Annotated in this window: 12 protein-coding genes; 11 read left to right on the top strand and 1 reads right to left on the bottom strand. The window is 64.2% G+C overall.

Going from position 1 to position 13691, the window contains the following annotated elements:
• Positions 1–3: 3 nt before the first annotated feature.
• The 11 genes from C0R07_RS05865 to C0R07_RS05815 all read left to right on the top strand — a co-directional run bounded on the left by C0R07_RS05865 (position 4) and on the right by C0R07_RS05815 (position 12228).
• A complete protein-coding gene (locus tag C0R07_RS05865) occupies positions 4–1293 on the top strand; it encodes a Gfo/Idh/MocA family protein (RefSeq protein ID WP_102788380.1) in 1290 nt (429 codons plus the stop codon).
• Entirely contained in the window at positions 1280–3118 is a 1839-nt protein-coding gene (locus C0R07_RS05860; protein ID WP_146027581.1) for a heparinase II/III family protein, read from the top strand. Before C0R07_RS05865 ends, C0R07_RS05860 begins: the two co-directional genes overlap by 14 nt.
• On the top strand, positions 3099–4301 hold the full coding sequence (locus C0R07_RS05855; RefSeq protein ID WP_102788378.1) for a glycosyltransferase: 1203 nt from the start codon (positions 3099–3101) through the stop codon (positions 4299–4301). Before C0R07_RS05860 ends, C0R07_RS05855 begins: the two co-directional genes overlap by 20 nt.
• A gap of 198 nt (positions 4302–4499) precedes the next feature.
• On the top strand, positions 4500–5540 hold the full coding sequence (galE, locus tag C0R07_RS05850; protein ID WP_102788377.1) for a UDP-glucose 4-epimerase GalE: 1041 nt from the start codon (positions 4500–4502) through the stop codon (positions 5538–5540).
• Between the two features lie 226 nt (positions 5541–5766).
• Positions 5767–7299, top strand: a complete 1533-nt coding sequence (gene amaB / locus C0R07_RS05845) for an L-piperidine-6-carboxylate dehydrogenase (RefSeq protein ID WP_046273729.1) — start codon at positions 5767–5769, stop codon at positions 7297–7299.
• Complete coding sequence (locus C0R07_RS05840) at positions 7299–8084, top strand: SDR family NAD(P)-dependent oxidoreductase (protein WP_102788376.1); 786 nt, start codon at positions 7299–7301, stop codon at positions 8082–8084. The genes amaB and C0R07_RS05840 overlap by 1 nt, the downstream gene beginning before the upstream one ends.
• A 50-nt stretch (positions 8085–8134) precedes the next feature.
• Positions 8135–8419 carry a DUF4190 domain-containing protein gene (locus tag C0R07_RS05835; protein ID WP_019183054.1) on the top strand — a complete coding sequence of 95 codons (285 nt, stop codon included), beginning with the start codon at positions 8135–8137 and terminating at the stop codon, positions 8417–8419.
• A gap of 7 nt (positions 8420–8426) precedes the next feature.
• On the top strand, positions 8427–9197 hold the full coding sequence (locus tag C0R07_RS05830; RefSeq protein WP_102788375.1) for a class I SAM-dependent methyltransferase: 771 nt from the start codon (positions 8427–8429) through the stop codon (positions 9195–9197).
• 9 nt (positions 9198–9206) lie between these two features.
• Positions 9207–10262: a quinone-dependent dihydroorotate dehydrogenase gene (locus C0R07_RS05825; RefSeq protein WP_019183056.1), complete on the top strand. Its 1056-nt coding sequence runs from the start codon at positions 9207–9209 to the stop codon at positions 10260–10262.
• Positions 10259–11308, top strand: coding sequence for a UDP-N-acetylmuramate dehydrogenase (gene murB, locus C0R07_RS05820; protein ID WP_102788374.1), 1050 nt, complete (start codon positions 10259–10261; stop codon positions 11306–11308). The genes C0R07_RS05825 and murB overlap by 4 nt, the downstream gene beginning before the upstream one ends.
• Before the next feature lie 32 nt (positions 11309–11340).
• Positions 11341–12228 carry a DMT family transporter gene (locus C0R07_RS05815; protein ID WP_102788507.1) on the top strand — a complete coding sequence of 296 codons (888 nt, stop codon included), beginning with the start codon at positions 11341–11343 and terminating at the stop codon, positions 12226–12228.
• Positions 12229–12342: 114 nt separating this feature from the next.
• Here the strand turns inward: C0R07_RS05815 and C0R07_RS05810 are convergent, their stop codons facing one another.
• Positions 12343–13509 (bottom strand): nucleotide sugar dehydrogenase, encoded by a 1167-nt coding sequence (locus C0R07_RS05810; RefSeq protein WP_102788373.1) that lies wholly within the window; start codon positions 13507–13509, stop codon positions 12343–12345.
• Between the last annotated feature and the right edge of the window lie 182 nt (positions 13510–13691).

Below are 13691 nucleotides of genomic sequence, written 5' to 3'. Positions count from 1 at the left end.
ATTGTGAACATTGCAATCGTGGGCTGCGGATTTGTCTTCGACATCTACATGCGGACCTTCAAGGCTCATCCAGAGCTGGCCATCGTAGGCGTCTTCGATCTCAAGTCCGATCGGATGGATCGCGTTTGTGCGTACTATGGCCTTGAACGCTATGCCTCGCTGGACGCCCTGTTGAACGACGGCCGGGTGGATATCGTAGTGAACCTGACGAATATCGGCGCGCATTTCGACGTGAGCCGCAAGGCATTGATGGCTGGAAAGCACGTCTACAGCGAGAAGCCTGTAACCCGAAATCTGCAGGAAACCCAGGAACTGTTCGCCATCGCCACGATCAACGGAGTGCGCATGTACGGTGCGCCCTGCAACATCTACAGTGACTCGGTGAGAACGCTATTCAAAGCAGTCGGCGACGGGGCTATCGGAAAACCGCTTCTGGTGTACGCCGAGCTGGATGACAACCCCATTCATCTGATGGAGTTCGAGAAGGTTCGGAGCCCGACGGGTGCCCCGTGGCCACTTGAGGAGGAGATCCTTGAAGGGTGCACCTTTGAGCACGTGGGCTACCATCTTGTCTGGATCTGTGGGCTGCTGGGACCGGCAATCGCGGTTACCGCCTACTCCAACGAGCTGATCGAGACCAAGGCAGCAGGGGTGCCCGGCCGCTCGGGGACGCCGGACTATTCGGTCGCCTGCCTGACGTTTGCCAATGGCACATCGGCCCGAATTACCTGCAGCGTGGTGGCGCCCCGCGATCATCGCATGCGCGTGATCGGCACCGATGGAGAGGTATCTACGGACAGCTACCGCCAGTACCGTTCCCCGGTCCACCTTGAGCGCTATTCCAAAGGCAGCCTGAGTGCGCGCAAGCTCCAGGTGCTGCGCAACAGCCGCTCGTTGGGCAGGCTGTTCGGTATCGGCGGGCGCCGCATGCGCCTGGTACGGAACTGGAAGTCCAACGCGGTGGAAAAGGACCAATCGGTGCGTTCTTCTCTGCGAACCCGCGTCAAGGAATGGGTCCGTCGCAAGGAGGTTTACGCGCAGGACAAGTTCGTCGGCATTGCTGAGATGGCGCGCGAGATAAGGGCCGGCGAGCCGCAGTATCTGTCACCCGACTTCATCGCCCATCTGAACGAACTGACACTACTGATCCAAGGCGCAGGTCCTGAAGGCCTGGCGACGCGCCCCACCACAACGTTCGCACCACTTGGCCCACTGCCAGGCACGCAGGACTACGGAACCGGGTATCTGGAGCGCCTCCACCCCACCCTGCTGGAGCGGATTGCCTCCCGATGAAACACGGGGCGCCGATGACATTCTATCGGCGCGCTCCAAGGACGGACGCAACTGGACGACTACTTTGGAAATCAATCTACGAACTTTGCAAGCCGCATCGCGGCTTGATGCGAAGATGCTTGGGTATCATCTCAAGCGGGTGCTTCGCAATGTCCTTGCCCGGCGGTTTCCCAATGCCTACGCACGACGCCTTGAACGACTTAGTACGCGTGTGCCAGTCATCGCCTCGCGAGGCACCGGAGCAACGGGAACGGCTGTGATGTTCGTCTCCCGATTCTATCGGGACGAGTACCTAGACGATATGGACGATGTGGCTCGTGGCCACTTCACCTTCTTCGGTCAATCCGTAGATTTCGGCAGCGTCGCAAAGATCGATTGGCACCACACCATTGCCGTCGAGAAAGACCTTCATCTCTGGCGTATGAAGCTGGCGCACCTGGGATTCATCTGCCCCATGCTGGTTTCCGGCACGACCGCGCATCACCAAGCCGTCGAAGAGATCTTGGCTCGATTCAATGCCAGCAGCAGCTTCGCGGTGGACGGGTGTTTCAGCTCCTATTGGTTCCCATACAGCGCATCGCACCGGATACTCAGCGTACTCAGCGGCTATCTTGTCGCGCGTCAGGAGCGCTCGCTCGGAACTTCACTGGTCGTCGCCATCGAGGCGTTTCTCCGACGAGATATTGCCTTCGTGCTGGACACCATCGAGCATGAGCTTAAAAACAATCACGTCGAACGCAATCTGGCGGCGCTGTGTCTTTACTACAGCCACGCAGAAGAGGTTCCGACGTCTATCGCGACGCGCCTGAACCGCGACGTGCATCAGATCATTCTGGATTGCGTCCTCGAAGACGGACTACTGTCCGAGCGCTCCGCCATGTACCAGGGGTTGACCGTCATGGCCTTGCGCGTGTTCCAGGACACCCCTTTCCTGGACGCCGCCACTCGCAAACTGGCCCGCGAGCGCCTCGCCCTAGCCGAGCATGCGTGGGCGGTGATGTCGCATCCGGATGGCGAGATTGCACTGTTCAACGACAGTTGGTTCGGAGAGGTACCTCCAGTCAGTGCACTCATGGAGCCCGCTTCAATGCAGACGCTTGAAGTGCTGCGGCATGCCGGTTATGCCCGCCTGCAGGATGAAACGTGTTTCGCCTTGTTTGATGCCGGTGCGATTGGCCCGTACTGGAATCCCGGGCACGGCCACGCCGACTTCCTGGCGGTGGAGATCGACCTGCACGGCAGAAGGTTCATCGTGGATCCGGGCACATATCAGTACTCCACAGGCGAGCGCAGACGCTTCGAACGCTCGGCTGCAAGCCACAACGGGCCAGGCTGGCGAGAGGTCGAGCCAGTCGAGTACAGCGGCTGTTTCAAAGTAGGCCGTATGAGCAAGGCGCAGCTGACCGAGTGTGGCCCGGTCGAGGGCGGATATCGCGTGTCCGGGGCGCTGAATCTCAAACGTGGCACCGCGGACCGAAGTCTAACGCTGCGGAACGGTTGCCTGCATGTGAGCGACCGCTGGTACGGGAATCTTCCCCGACCGCGCACCAACCTGCTCATCTCCGCCGATTGGAAAGTGGTCTCGTGCGAAGGGAACCATTTGCAGTTCGCACAGGACGGAATCATCGTGGATATGGTGATTCGCAAGGGGCGCGTGGCAGATCTCTGCGCGTCTTCCTGGGCAAGCCACTACTTGCAGGCTCGGCAAGGATGGCTGATCACACTGGAGCCCGGCGGCACCGCCGAGTTGGACTGGGACGTGACCAGTTCGGTTCCAGCCCCCATATGCACCAAGGAACAACACGATGTCGTCCGTTCGCCGTAAGCGCATTCTCATCCTCAGCCGCCTCTTTCCGTACGCACCGGCGCGTGGCGGCGACATGAGCTATTCCAGGGGGCTGGCCACCTCATTTGCCCACGTCGCAGACGTGACCGCAGTGGTTGCCACCAATGGCGTGCAGCCTGATGGTCCGGTCGACAAAGATGGTGTGCGCTGGATCGTCGCAGGCGCTCCGCGCAAGGGACGCATGGGATCGGTCGCCACCCGCCTGCCCAACATTGCCTGGCGCGGACAAACCACTGCTTACACTAGAGCCGTGGCACTGGTCCTTCAGGAAGAATGGGATGCGATCGTCATCGATCACATTGGCTCCTACCATGTTCTACCGCGGGTGCTGGCGTACCGCGCCGGTCGTCCCGCAACGCGCATCTCCTACATCTCCCATGAACACGAAGCCTCGGTGCGCGTTGAGAAGTACGCAGCGTATGGTGGTAATCCGCTGCTACGCCTTGCGCTGAAACTGGATGGCATCAAGGTGGGCAAGGCCGAGCTTGACCTGGTGCGATCGGTGGACCTCCTGTCACTGATCAATCCCGATGACGCCGCACTCTACAAGGCTCAGTTGCCAAGTCTGCAGTACGTCACCTTGACGCCGGGGTACCAGGGCAGCAGCACGCTTCAACGCCGGATCGATGCCTCGGTTCCTCGACGTGTCGTCGTCCTAGGCGGGCGTGAATCCCGCCAGAAGCAGGTGATTCTGGAGCGCTGGCTGGAGCATGCAGCGCCCGTCTTCCATCGATCAGGTGTCGAGATGGCCGTAGTTGGGCCGATCGATGATGCACTCGGCGACACGCTGTCCAGCCGCTACCCGACCGTGCGTTTCATGGGCTTTGTCGATGACATCGACGCGTTCCTCGCGACCTGTCGGGCAAGTGTGGTCGCGGACTTCCTCGGCGGCGGGTTTAAGGTGCGCCTGCTGACCTATGTCTTCAACCGTCTGCCGATGTTTGCTATGAAGGGCGCCGTTTCCGGCCTGGGAGTGAGCGCGCCCAGCGCATTCGCCGAGTTCAACGACTTGGCGGCGCTGGCACAGGGGGTTTGCGAACGCATTGACGATTTCGACTATCTCAACAGCCTGCAGAACCACGCTTATGAGGGTGCCGAGGGATGCTTCGATTGGACGGACCGTGGGGTGCGCTTTCTGAAGGCACTAGAGGCAGCCCAGTGACTGCACAGTTAACCACGGCGACGCAGCGTTTCGGGGGCCACCAGCGTATTGAGGTGGTACGCGTCCCGGCCGCGTTCGCGATCGTCTGGTAGCACTCGCAGGCACCGCGAAGCAAGATCAGCAGCGCTTGAAGCAACCGGCCGTCCCCTCTGTGATGCCCCCTTTACTCTGCGATGTGTCGCACTTGGAGTTTGTTCCTTGAGTACCTACAACATTCTCATCTGCGGGGGCGCCGGCTACATAGGCAGCCACATGGCCCAATGGCTTGCCGAGCGGGGTCACACGGTCACGGTGCTGGACAACCTGTCCACTGGCCATCGAGGCGCCGTCCGTTGGGGCCGCTTGATAGAGGCCGACCTGATGGACCCGGCGGGGTTGGAACACACCTTCGGCGGGCAACGCTTTGACGCCGTGATGCACTTCTGCGCGCGCTCCCTGGTCGGTGAATCCGTCGCAGAGCCTTATCCGTACTACCGCAACAACGTGACTGGCACGCTCAATTTGCTGGAAGCCATGCGTAAGCATGACGTAGGCCAGATCGTGTTCTCTTCAACCGCCGCAGTCTTTGGCAACCCAATGACCCAAGCCATCGATGAAGAACACCCCAAGTCTCCAATCAATCCGTACGGTGCCAGCAAGTTAATGGCGGAGCGTTTTCTGGCCGATGCAGCGCATGCTTACGGTCTCCGCTCTGTGACGCTGCGCTATTTCAACGCCGCAGGCGCGCTGCCCGAGCATGGCATCGGGGAAGCGCACGCGTGCGAGACCCACCTGATTCCAAATGTGCTCCGCGCAGCCTTGGGCGAGGGCCCGGCGCTGAAAGTGTTTGGAAATGACTACGACACCGCCGATGGGACCTGTGTGCGCGACTATGTCCATGTGCAGGACCTTGCTCAGGCCCATGCCCTCGCACTTGGGTTCATGGGGCGCGAAGAGGGCGCGCACACGTTCAATCTGGGCAATGCCCAAGGTTTCTCCGTGCAGGAGGTAATTGCAGCTGCGGCCTCCGTCACGGGCGTTCAGATTCCCTACGATCTCGCGCCCCGGCGTGCCGGTGACCCCGCCCATCTGGTGGCGAGCAGCGAAAAGGCACGGCGGTTGCTGGGTTGGACGCCGCAATGGACGGCGCTTGAACCGATCATCGAAAGTGCTTGGCGCTGGCATCGCGACCCGCCGTCCTGGTCGCCTCACTATCCTCATGCACATGCACATGCACATGCACTGGGCCAGATCGCCTGAACGATCCGGCATCCGCCTATCTCTCTCTTGGCTGCAACCAACCTTACTTTATTGAATTTGAAAGACTTTCCTAAGTTCTTGATGCCTCGGAAGTCAGTCTCCCCACCGGCACCCTGCTTGTGACAAGGGAAGCCCAGCTCCCCTCTGCTACCATCAGAGGTCAGCTTGCCGCCCCCCACCCTGCCAGCGGCCAGCGCCTTACAAACGCAACGCAACAGGAGTTTGCATGTCCTCTGACCTGCTCAAGGCCCTCGGCCTCGACGCGACCAACGCTGGCACCTACCTTGGCAACGGCGAGTGGTCCTCGGCCACCGATGCCGGTGTGATCACCCCGGTGAACCCGACCACCGGCGAAGCCATCGCCAAGGTCTACGCGACCACCGACGCCGACTACGAAACCATCGTGGCCCGCGCCCAGGAAGCCTTCAAGGTCTGGCGCACCACCCCGGCCCCGCGCCGCGGCGAAGCCGTGCGCCTGTGTGGCGAAGCCCTGCGCGCCAACAAGGACGCCCTGGGCTCGCTGGTCGCGCTGGAAATGGGCAAGAGCAAGCCCGAGGGCGATGGCGAAGTGCAGGAGATGATCGACATCGCCGACTTCGCCGTGGGCCAGAGCCGCATGCTCTATGGCTACACGATGCATTCCGAGCGCCCCGGCCACCGCATGTATGAGCAGTACCAGCCGCTGGGCCTGGTCGGCATCATCAGTGCGTTCAATTTCCCGGTCGCGGTGTGGGCCTGGAACTCGTTCCTGGCCACGATCTGCGGCGACATCTGCCTGTGGAAGCCCTCCAACAAGACCCCGCTGACCGCGATCGCTTCGATGCGCATCTGCAATGAAGCGCTGCGCGAAGGTGGCTTCCCGGACCTGTTCTTCCTGATCAACGATGCCGGCACCGAGCTGTCGCAGAAGATGGTGGCCGACAAGCGCGTGCCGCTGATCAGCTTCACCGGCTCCACCCAGGTCGGCCGCCAGGTCGCCGAGAAGGTCGCCCACCGCCTGGGCCGCTGCCTGCTGGAACTGGGCGGCAACAACGCGATCATCCTCGATGAAACCGCCGACCTGAAGCTGGCGATCCCGGGCATCGTGTTCGGCGCGGTCGGTACGGCGGGCCAGCGCTGCACCACCACGCGCCGCCTGATCGTGCACGAATCCATCCATGACGACGTGCTGGCCACGCTGATCAAGGCGTACAAGCAGGTGGAAGGCAAGATCGGCGATCCGACCGACCCGGCCAACCTGATGGGCCCGCTCAACAGCGACGGCGCCGTGCAGCAGTTCCTGGCTTCGATCGAGAAGGCCAAGGCCAGCGGCGGCACCGTGCAGACCGGCGGCACCCGCATCGACCGCGCCGGCAACTTCGTGCTGCCGGCCATCGTGACCGGCCTGAAGAACAGCGACGAGGTCGTCCAGCACGAGACCTTCGCCCCGATCCTGTACGTGATGAAGTACAGCACGCTGGACGAGGCGATCGACATGCAGAACGGCGTGCCGCAGGGCCTGTCGTCCTCGATCTTCACCACAAATCTGAAGACCGCCGAGCGCTTCCTCTCGGCCGCGGGTTCGGATTGCGGCATCGCCAACGTCAACATCGGCACCTCGGGTGCGGAGATCGGCGGTGCGTTCGGTGGCGAGAAGGATACCGGCGGTGGCCGCGAGTCCGGCTCGGATGCCTGGAAGGTCTACATGCGCCGCCAGACCAACACCATCAACTACTCCGACTCGCTGCCGCTGGCCCAGGGCATCAAGTTCGACCTGTGATGGATGCAGTGCCCCAGCTGCCGGCCGGCCCACGCCTGGATTTCACCGGGCGCCGGGTACTGATTGCCGGTGGCAGCAAGGGCATCGGGCGCGCCATGGCGCTGGCGTTTGCTTCGGCAGGCGCCGGCGTCTCGGTCTGCGCACGCGGCGAGGCCGGTCTGGCTGCGCTGCGTGCGGATGCCGAGGCGCTCGGCCTGGCCGTGCATACGGCCAGTGCCGACCTCTCCCGGCTGGACGACATCGGCCGCTGGCTGGACGATGCCGCTCAGGCCCTGGGCGGTATCGATGTGCTGGTCAACAATGCGACCGGTTACGGCATGGCCGACGATGAGGCGGGCTGGGAAGCCAGTTTGAACGTCGACCTGATGTCGGCGGTGCGGGCCTCGCGGCTGGCACTGCCCTGGCTGCAGCAATCCAGCGATGCCTGCATTCTCAACCTGGCCTCGATCGCGGCCCAGCAGCCGCGCCCGGGTGGCGCGCCGTATGCGGCAGCCAAGGCCGCGCTGATGCACTACACCACCTCGCAGGCCCTGGCCCTTGCGCCGCAACGGATCCGCGTCAACGCCATCGCCCCGGGCTCGATCGAGTTCGAGGATGGGCTGTGGGCGCGCCGGCGCGAACAGGACCCGGAGCTGTATCGAAACACCCTGGCGAAGATTCCGTTCGGCCGCTTCGGCGAGCCGGCCGCCATCGCCAACGCCGCGCTGTTCCTGTGCTCGCCCCTGGCGCGCTGGATCACCGGGCACACCTTGAATGTCGATGGTGGCCAGGTCCTGATGGGATAAACCCGCCGCTGGCCCTATCATCGAACCACCCCACCGCGACCAGGACCTGCATGAGCCTTCCGCCCCGACAAACGAGTGCCATGGCCGTGGTCAGCCTGATCATGGGCATCCTCGGCTGGACCGCCCTGCCCTTCATCGGCAGCGTCGCGGCCATCATCACCGGCCACCTGGCCCGCGCCGAGATCCGCCGTCGCCCGCTGGAGCTGGAAGGCGACGGCATGGCACTGGCCGGCCTGATCCTGGGCTGGATCATCGTGATCGGCAGCCTGCTCGCCCTGGTGGTGATTCTGTTGTTCTTCGGCGGACTGGCCTGGTTTGCCGCTACCCAATCGTGAGGTGCACATGAGCCGCTCGGATTCGACCGAACGCTTCAGCAGTCGGGTTGCCGACTACGTCCGCTACCGTCCCGACTATCCCCCGGCATTGCTGGACTGGCTGCACCAGGACATCGGTGTACCTGCCGAGACCCTGGTCGCCGACATCGGCGCCGGCACCGGCATTTCCACCCGGCTGTTCCTGGCCACCGGCCACCCGGTCATCGCGGTAGAGCCGAACGCGGCCATGCGCGAGGCCGCCGAACAGGTGCTTGCGCCTGACTATCTGCGCCTGAAGGTGGCCGACGGCACCGCCGAGGCCACCGGCCTGGCCGACAACAGCGTTGGCCTGGTCGCCGCCGCGCAGGCCTTCCACTGGTTCGATACCACGGCAGTGCGCCGCGAATGGGCCCGCATCCTGCAGCCCGAAGGCATGGCGCTGGTGTTCTGGAACTCGCGCCTGCTCGATGCCTCGCCCTTCCTGATCGGCTACGAGCAGCTGCTGCAGGAGTTCGGCACCGACTACGTGGAAGTGGCCGAGCGCTACCAGGACGATGACACCATGCGCGCGTGGTTCGGCGAGGGCCTGCGCGGCATGGCCCGCCTGCCGAACGTGCAGCGCATGGACTTCGATGGCCTGCGCGGGCGCCTGCTCTCTTCTTCCTATGCACCGCAGGCCGGCCACCCGCGCCACGCGCCGATGCTCGATGCGCTGCAACAGCTGTTCGACGCCCATGCGGTGGACGGCCAGATTGCCTTTGAATACCAAACCCGTGCCTTTGTCGGCACGCTGGACTGATTGAACGCCATGTACTCGCTTGCCCGCCCCTTCCTGTTCGCCCTTGATGCAGAACGCGCCCACGGCCTTGGCCTGAATGCGCTGGACCTGGCCTACCGCACCGGCACCACGCCGCTGATGGGCCGCCGCATCGACCCGCTGCCGACCACCGCGTTCGGAGTGAATTTCCCGAATCCGGTGGGCCTGGCCGCCGGCCTGGACAAGAACGGCGAGCACATCGATGCGCTGCTGGCGCTGGGCTTCGGCTTCGTGGAGATCGGCACGATCACCCCGCGGCCGCAGGCCGGCAACCCGAAGCCGCGCCTGTTCCGGCTGCCGGACCACCAGGCGATCATCAACCGCATGGGTTTCAACAACCTGGGCGTGGACGCGCTGGTGCGCAATGTGGAGCGCGCCAAGCGCCGCACCGGCCTGCTCGGCATCAACATCGGCAAGAATAAGGACACCCCCAACGAGCAGGCGTTCGACGATTACCAGCACTGCCTGGAAAAGGTGTATCCGCTGGCCGACTACATCACCGTCAACATCTCTTCGCCCAACACCGCTGGCCTGCGCGAGCTTCAGGAAGAGACCGCGCTGCGCCAGTTGATCTCGCAGCTGCGCGAGAGCCAGGAACGCCTGGCCGCCAAGCATGGCCGGCGCGTGCCGATGCTGGTCAAGGTCGCCCCGGACCTGAGCGACCGCGACATCGATGCCGCCGCGCGCGTGCTGGGCGAGCTCAAGGTGGACGGTGTGATCGCCACCAACACCACGATCGACCGCAGTGCGGTGGCCGGTGACCCGCGGGCAAACGAAGCCGGTGGCCTGTCCGGCGCGCCGCTGCTGGGCCAGTCGACCCTGGTGCTGCGCCGCCTGCGTGCGCGCCTGCCCGAGTCGATGCCGTTGATCGGCGTGGGCGGCATCCAGTCCGGTGCGGACGCGGTGGCCAAGATGGCCGCCGGCGCCGCACTGGTGCAGTGCTACAGCGGCCTGATCTTCCGTGGCCCGGAACTGGTGCACGAGTGCGTGGAGGCGATCCGCCGCCGCAGAGAGGCACCCAGCCGCGGCGCGGTGGCACCGCTATGAACGACGCGATGACGGCCTGGGCCATCACTGAAAACGCCTCGCTGAAGGCGCTCAACACCTTCCACGTCGACGCCACGGCAGCGCAGCTGCTGGAGGTGTTCGATCCCTCCGTATTGCCGGAGGTGCTGGCCCTGCCACGCGTCGCAGAGCAGCCGCTGCTGGTGCTGGGCAGCGGCAGCAATGTGCTGATCGCCGACAACGTGGAAGGCACCGTGCTGGTGTTCGCCAACCGCGGCATCGAGATCCTGGAGCACCGCGCCGACCACACCATCGTGCGCGCCGGTGCCGGCGTGAACTGGCATGGGCTGGTGATGTGGTCGCTGCAGAACGGCCTGTCCGGCCTGGAGAACCTGGCCTTGATCCCCGGCACTGCCGGCGCCTCACCGATCCAGAACATCGGCGCCTATGGCGCGCAGGTCGGCGAGTTCATCCAGGCCGTGGATGCCTGGGACCGACACGAAAACGACTGGGTGCGCTTCGATGCGGAAGGCTGCCAGTTCGCCTACCGCGACAGCATCTTCAAGCACGACCCGGACCGTTACCTGATCACCGCGATCGAACTGCGGCTGCCGCTGCTGCATGGACTGCGCCTGGGCTATGCCGGGATCGCCGAAGAAATGGAGGCGATGGGCGTTGAACTGCCGGTGGCCGCCGATGTGGCCAACGCGGTGATCAACATCCGCCGCCGCAAGCTGCCCGATCCGGACGTGCTCGGCAATGCAGGCAGCTTCTTCAAGAACCCGATCCTGCCACTGGAACAGGTGGAGGTGCTGCTGCAGCACTTCCCCGAGCTGCCGGTGTTCCCGGCCGACGACGACAGCCGCCGCAAGATCTCCGCCGCCTGGATGATCGAGAGCTGCGGCTGGAAAGGCTACCGCGATGGCGATGCCGGCGTGGCCCCCAGCCACGCACTGGTGCTGGTCAACCATGGCCAGGCCACCGGCGAAGAACTGCTCGCGCTGGCGCGACGGATTTCCGCCTCGGTCCTGGAGAAGTTCGGGGTGCCGATCGAACCGGAACCGAGGCTGATCGGCGCACAGTGGTGAATCGCGCCCCCGCCTTGCCGGTGGCCACGCCGTTGCGGGCCGCCCTGCTGATGCTCGGCAGTACGCTGGCCTTCGGCCTGATGGCGATCGCGATCCGCTACGCCACCCGCTACGTGCCGACCCAGGAAGTGGCGTTCTTCCGCAACGCCTTCGGCCTGCTGGCGCTGCTGCCGATGCTGATCCGCCCGGGCAGCGCGCCGCTGAGAACGCAGCAGCTGCCGCGCTACTTCCTGCGCAGCGCGATCGGGCTGGCCTCGATGCTGTGCGCGTTCTGGGCGATCGGGCACCTGCCGATCTCCCAGGCGATCTCGCTCTCCTACTCCACCCCGCTGTTCGTCACCATCGCCGCGGTGCTGTGGCTGGGTGAAACCGTTCGCCTGCGCCGCTGGGCGGCGGTGATCATCGGCTTCATCGGCGTGCTGATCATCGTGCGCCCCGGCTCGACCAGCTTCACCCCGGGCACTCTGGTGGCAGTAGGCGCGGCGGTACTCAGCTCGCTGGTGGCGATCCAGATCAAACAGCTGACCCGGGTGGACAGCGCCGATACGGTGGTGTTCTACACCTATGTGTTCTGGGTGCCGCTTTCGCTGGTACCCGCCTTGTTCGTGTGGGTCTGGCCGACTGGCCTGGCGTGGGTCTGGCTGGTCGCGACCGGCGTGCTCGGCACGCTGGGCCAGCTGCTGTGGACCCGTGCGCTGCGCCTGGGCGAGGTCTCCGCATTGACCCCGATCAGCTTCATGCAGCTGCCGCTGGTGAGCCTGTTGGGCTGGCTGCTGTTCAATGAAGCGCTGGACCGCTGGACCGTGATCGGCGCCGGCATCATCCTCGGCGCCAACGCCTACATCGCCCATCGCGAAGCGACGCTGGCACGGCGGGCGAAATCACAGGCAGTCACAGCGGCAGCCAAGCCGGGAGAATAGACACCGCATGGGGTGATGCGGGGCCCGGAGCAGTCGGCCACGCACGGCGTGGCCCTACCGCGACAAACGGTCGCCTTCGGGTAGATCCACGCCATGCGTGGATGCTCTCCAGGCTCAATCCGAGCCGAACAGATCGCGGGTGTAGACCTTATGCACGACGTCCGCCAGTTCCGGCGTCAGCCGGTTGGCGACGATGATGTCGGCCTCGGCAAGGAACGCCGCGAAATCGTTCACCACGCGGGAGCGATAGAACGTCGGCTCGGTCAGCACCGGCTCGTGGACGATGACCTCGATGCCCTTCGCCTTGATCCGCTTCATCACGCCCTGCACCGCCGAGGCACGGAAGTTGTCCGAGCCGGCCTTCATGACCAGCCGGTAGATGCCCACCACCTTCGGGTTGCGCACCACGATGTCATCGGCGATGAAATCCTTGCGCGTGCGATTGGACTCGACGATGGCGTGGATCAGGTTCTGCGGCACCTTGCTGTAGTTGGCCAGCAGCTGCTTCGTGTCCTTGGGCAGGCAGTAGCCGCCGTAGCCGAAGGACGGGTTGTTGTAATGGCCGCCGATGCGCGGATCCAGGCTCACCCCTTCGATCATCTGGCGCGTGTCCAGCCCGTGCGAACTGGCGTAGGTATCCAGTTCGTTGAAGTAGGCCACCCGCATCGCCAGGTACGTGTTGGAGAACAGCTTGATCGCCTCCGCCTCGGTCGCGTCGGTGAACAGGACCGGCACGTCCTTCTTGATCGCGCCTTCCTTCAGCAGCTCGGCGAACACCGCGGCGCGCTCCGAGCGCTCGCCGACGATGATCCGGCTCGGGTGCAGGTTGTCATGCAGCGCGCGTCCCTCGCGGAGGAATTCGGGCGAGAACAGGATGGTGTCGGTCCCGAACCGGGCCCGCAGCGCGTTCGTGCAGCCGACCGGCACGGTCGACTTGATGACGATGACGGCAGATGGGTTGATCCGCAGCACATCGCCGATCACCGCCTCCACGGAGGCGGTGTTGAAGTAATTCGATTTGGGATCGTAATCCGTCGGCGTGGCGACGATGACGAAATCCGCACCCTCATAGGCCTGCGCTGGATCCAGCGTCGCGGTCAGGTTCAGCGCGCGGTTGGCGAGGAAGTCTTCGATCTCGACATCTTCGATGGGCGACTGGCGGGCATTGATCATCGCCACTTTGGCCGGATCGATGTCCAGCGCCACCACCTCGTGATGCTGTGCGAGCAGCACCGCGTTTGAGAGGCCCACGTACCCGGTACCGGCGACGGCAATCTTCATTCAAGGTCCTTCTTTTGCAGCGTCCAGAGTGAACTGCGAATTTTAGCAAACGCCGTGCACTGAGCGCCGGTGCAGGTGGGCCGCATTTCGACAGGATCGCGGCGATGTTGCTGCTTGGCCGATGCTCATCGTGCCGGCCACGGATTCGGGGTCCCACTTGCGCGCGCGAATATCCCTGTCTT

The organism is Stenotrophomonas bentonitica, from assembly GCF_002887735.1.
GTDB lineage: Bacteria > Pseudomonadota > Gammaproteobacteria > Xanthomonadales > Xanthomonadaceae > Stenotrophomonas > Stenotrophomonas bentonitica_A.
This window is presented reverse-complemented; position numbering and strand designations above follow the sequence as displayed.

Excerpts from the sequence above, each read along its gene's own strand:
- C0R07_RS05855 (WP_102788378.1), top strand. The coding sequence starts at position 3,099 with ATGTCGTCCGTTCGCCGTAAGCGCATTCTCATCCTCAGCCGCCTCTTT.
- amaB (WP_046273729.1), top strand. The coding sequence starts at position 5,767 with ATGTCCTCTGACCTGCTCAAGGCCCTCGGCCTCGACGCGACCAACGCT.
- C0R07_RS05840 (WP_102788376.1), top strand. The coding sequence starts at position 7,299 with ATGGATGCAGTGCCCCAGCTGCCGGCCGGCCCACGCCTGGATTTCACC.
- C0R07_RS05835 (WP_019183054.1), top strand. The coding sequence starts at position 8,135 with ATGAGCCTTCCGCCCCGACAAACGAGTGCCATGGCCGTGGTCAGCCTG.
- C0R07_RS05830 (WP_102788375.1), top strand. The coding sequence starts at position 8,427 with ATGAGCCGCTCGGATTCGACCGAACGCTTCAGCAGTCGGGTTGCCGAC.
- C0R07_RS05825 (WP_019183056.1), top strand. The coding sequence starts at position 9,207 with ATGTACTCGCTTGCCCGCCCCTTCCTGTTCGCCCTTGATGCAGAACGC.
- murB (WP_102788374.1), top strand. The coding sequence starts at position 10,259 with ATGAACGACGCGATGACGGCCTGGGCCATCACTGAAAACGCCTCGCTG.
- C0R07_RS05810 (WP_102788373.1), bottom strand. The coding sequence starts at position 13,509 with ATGAAGATTGCCGTCGCCGGTACCGGGTACGTGGGCCTCTCAAACGCG.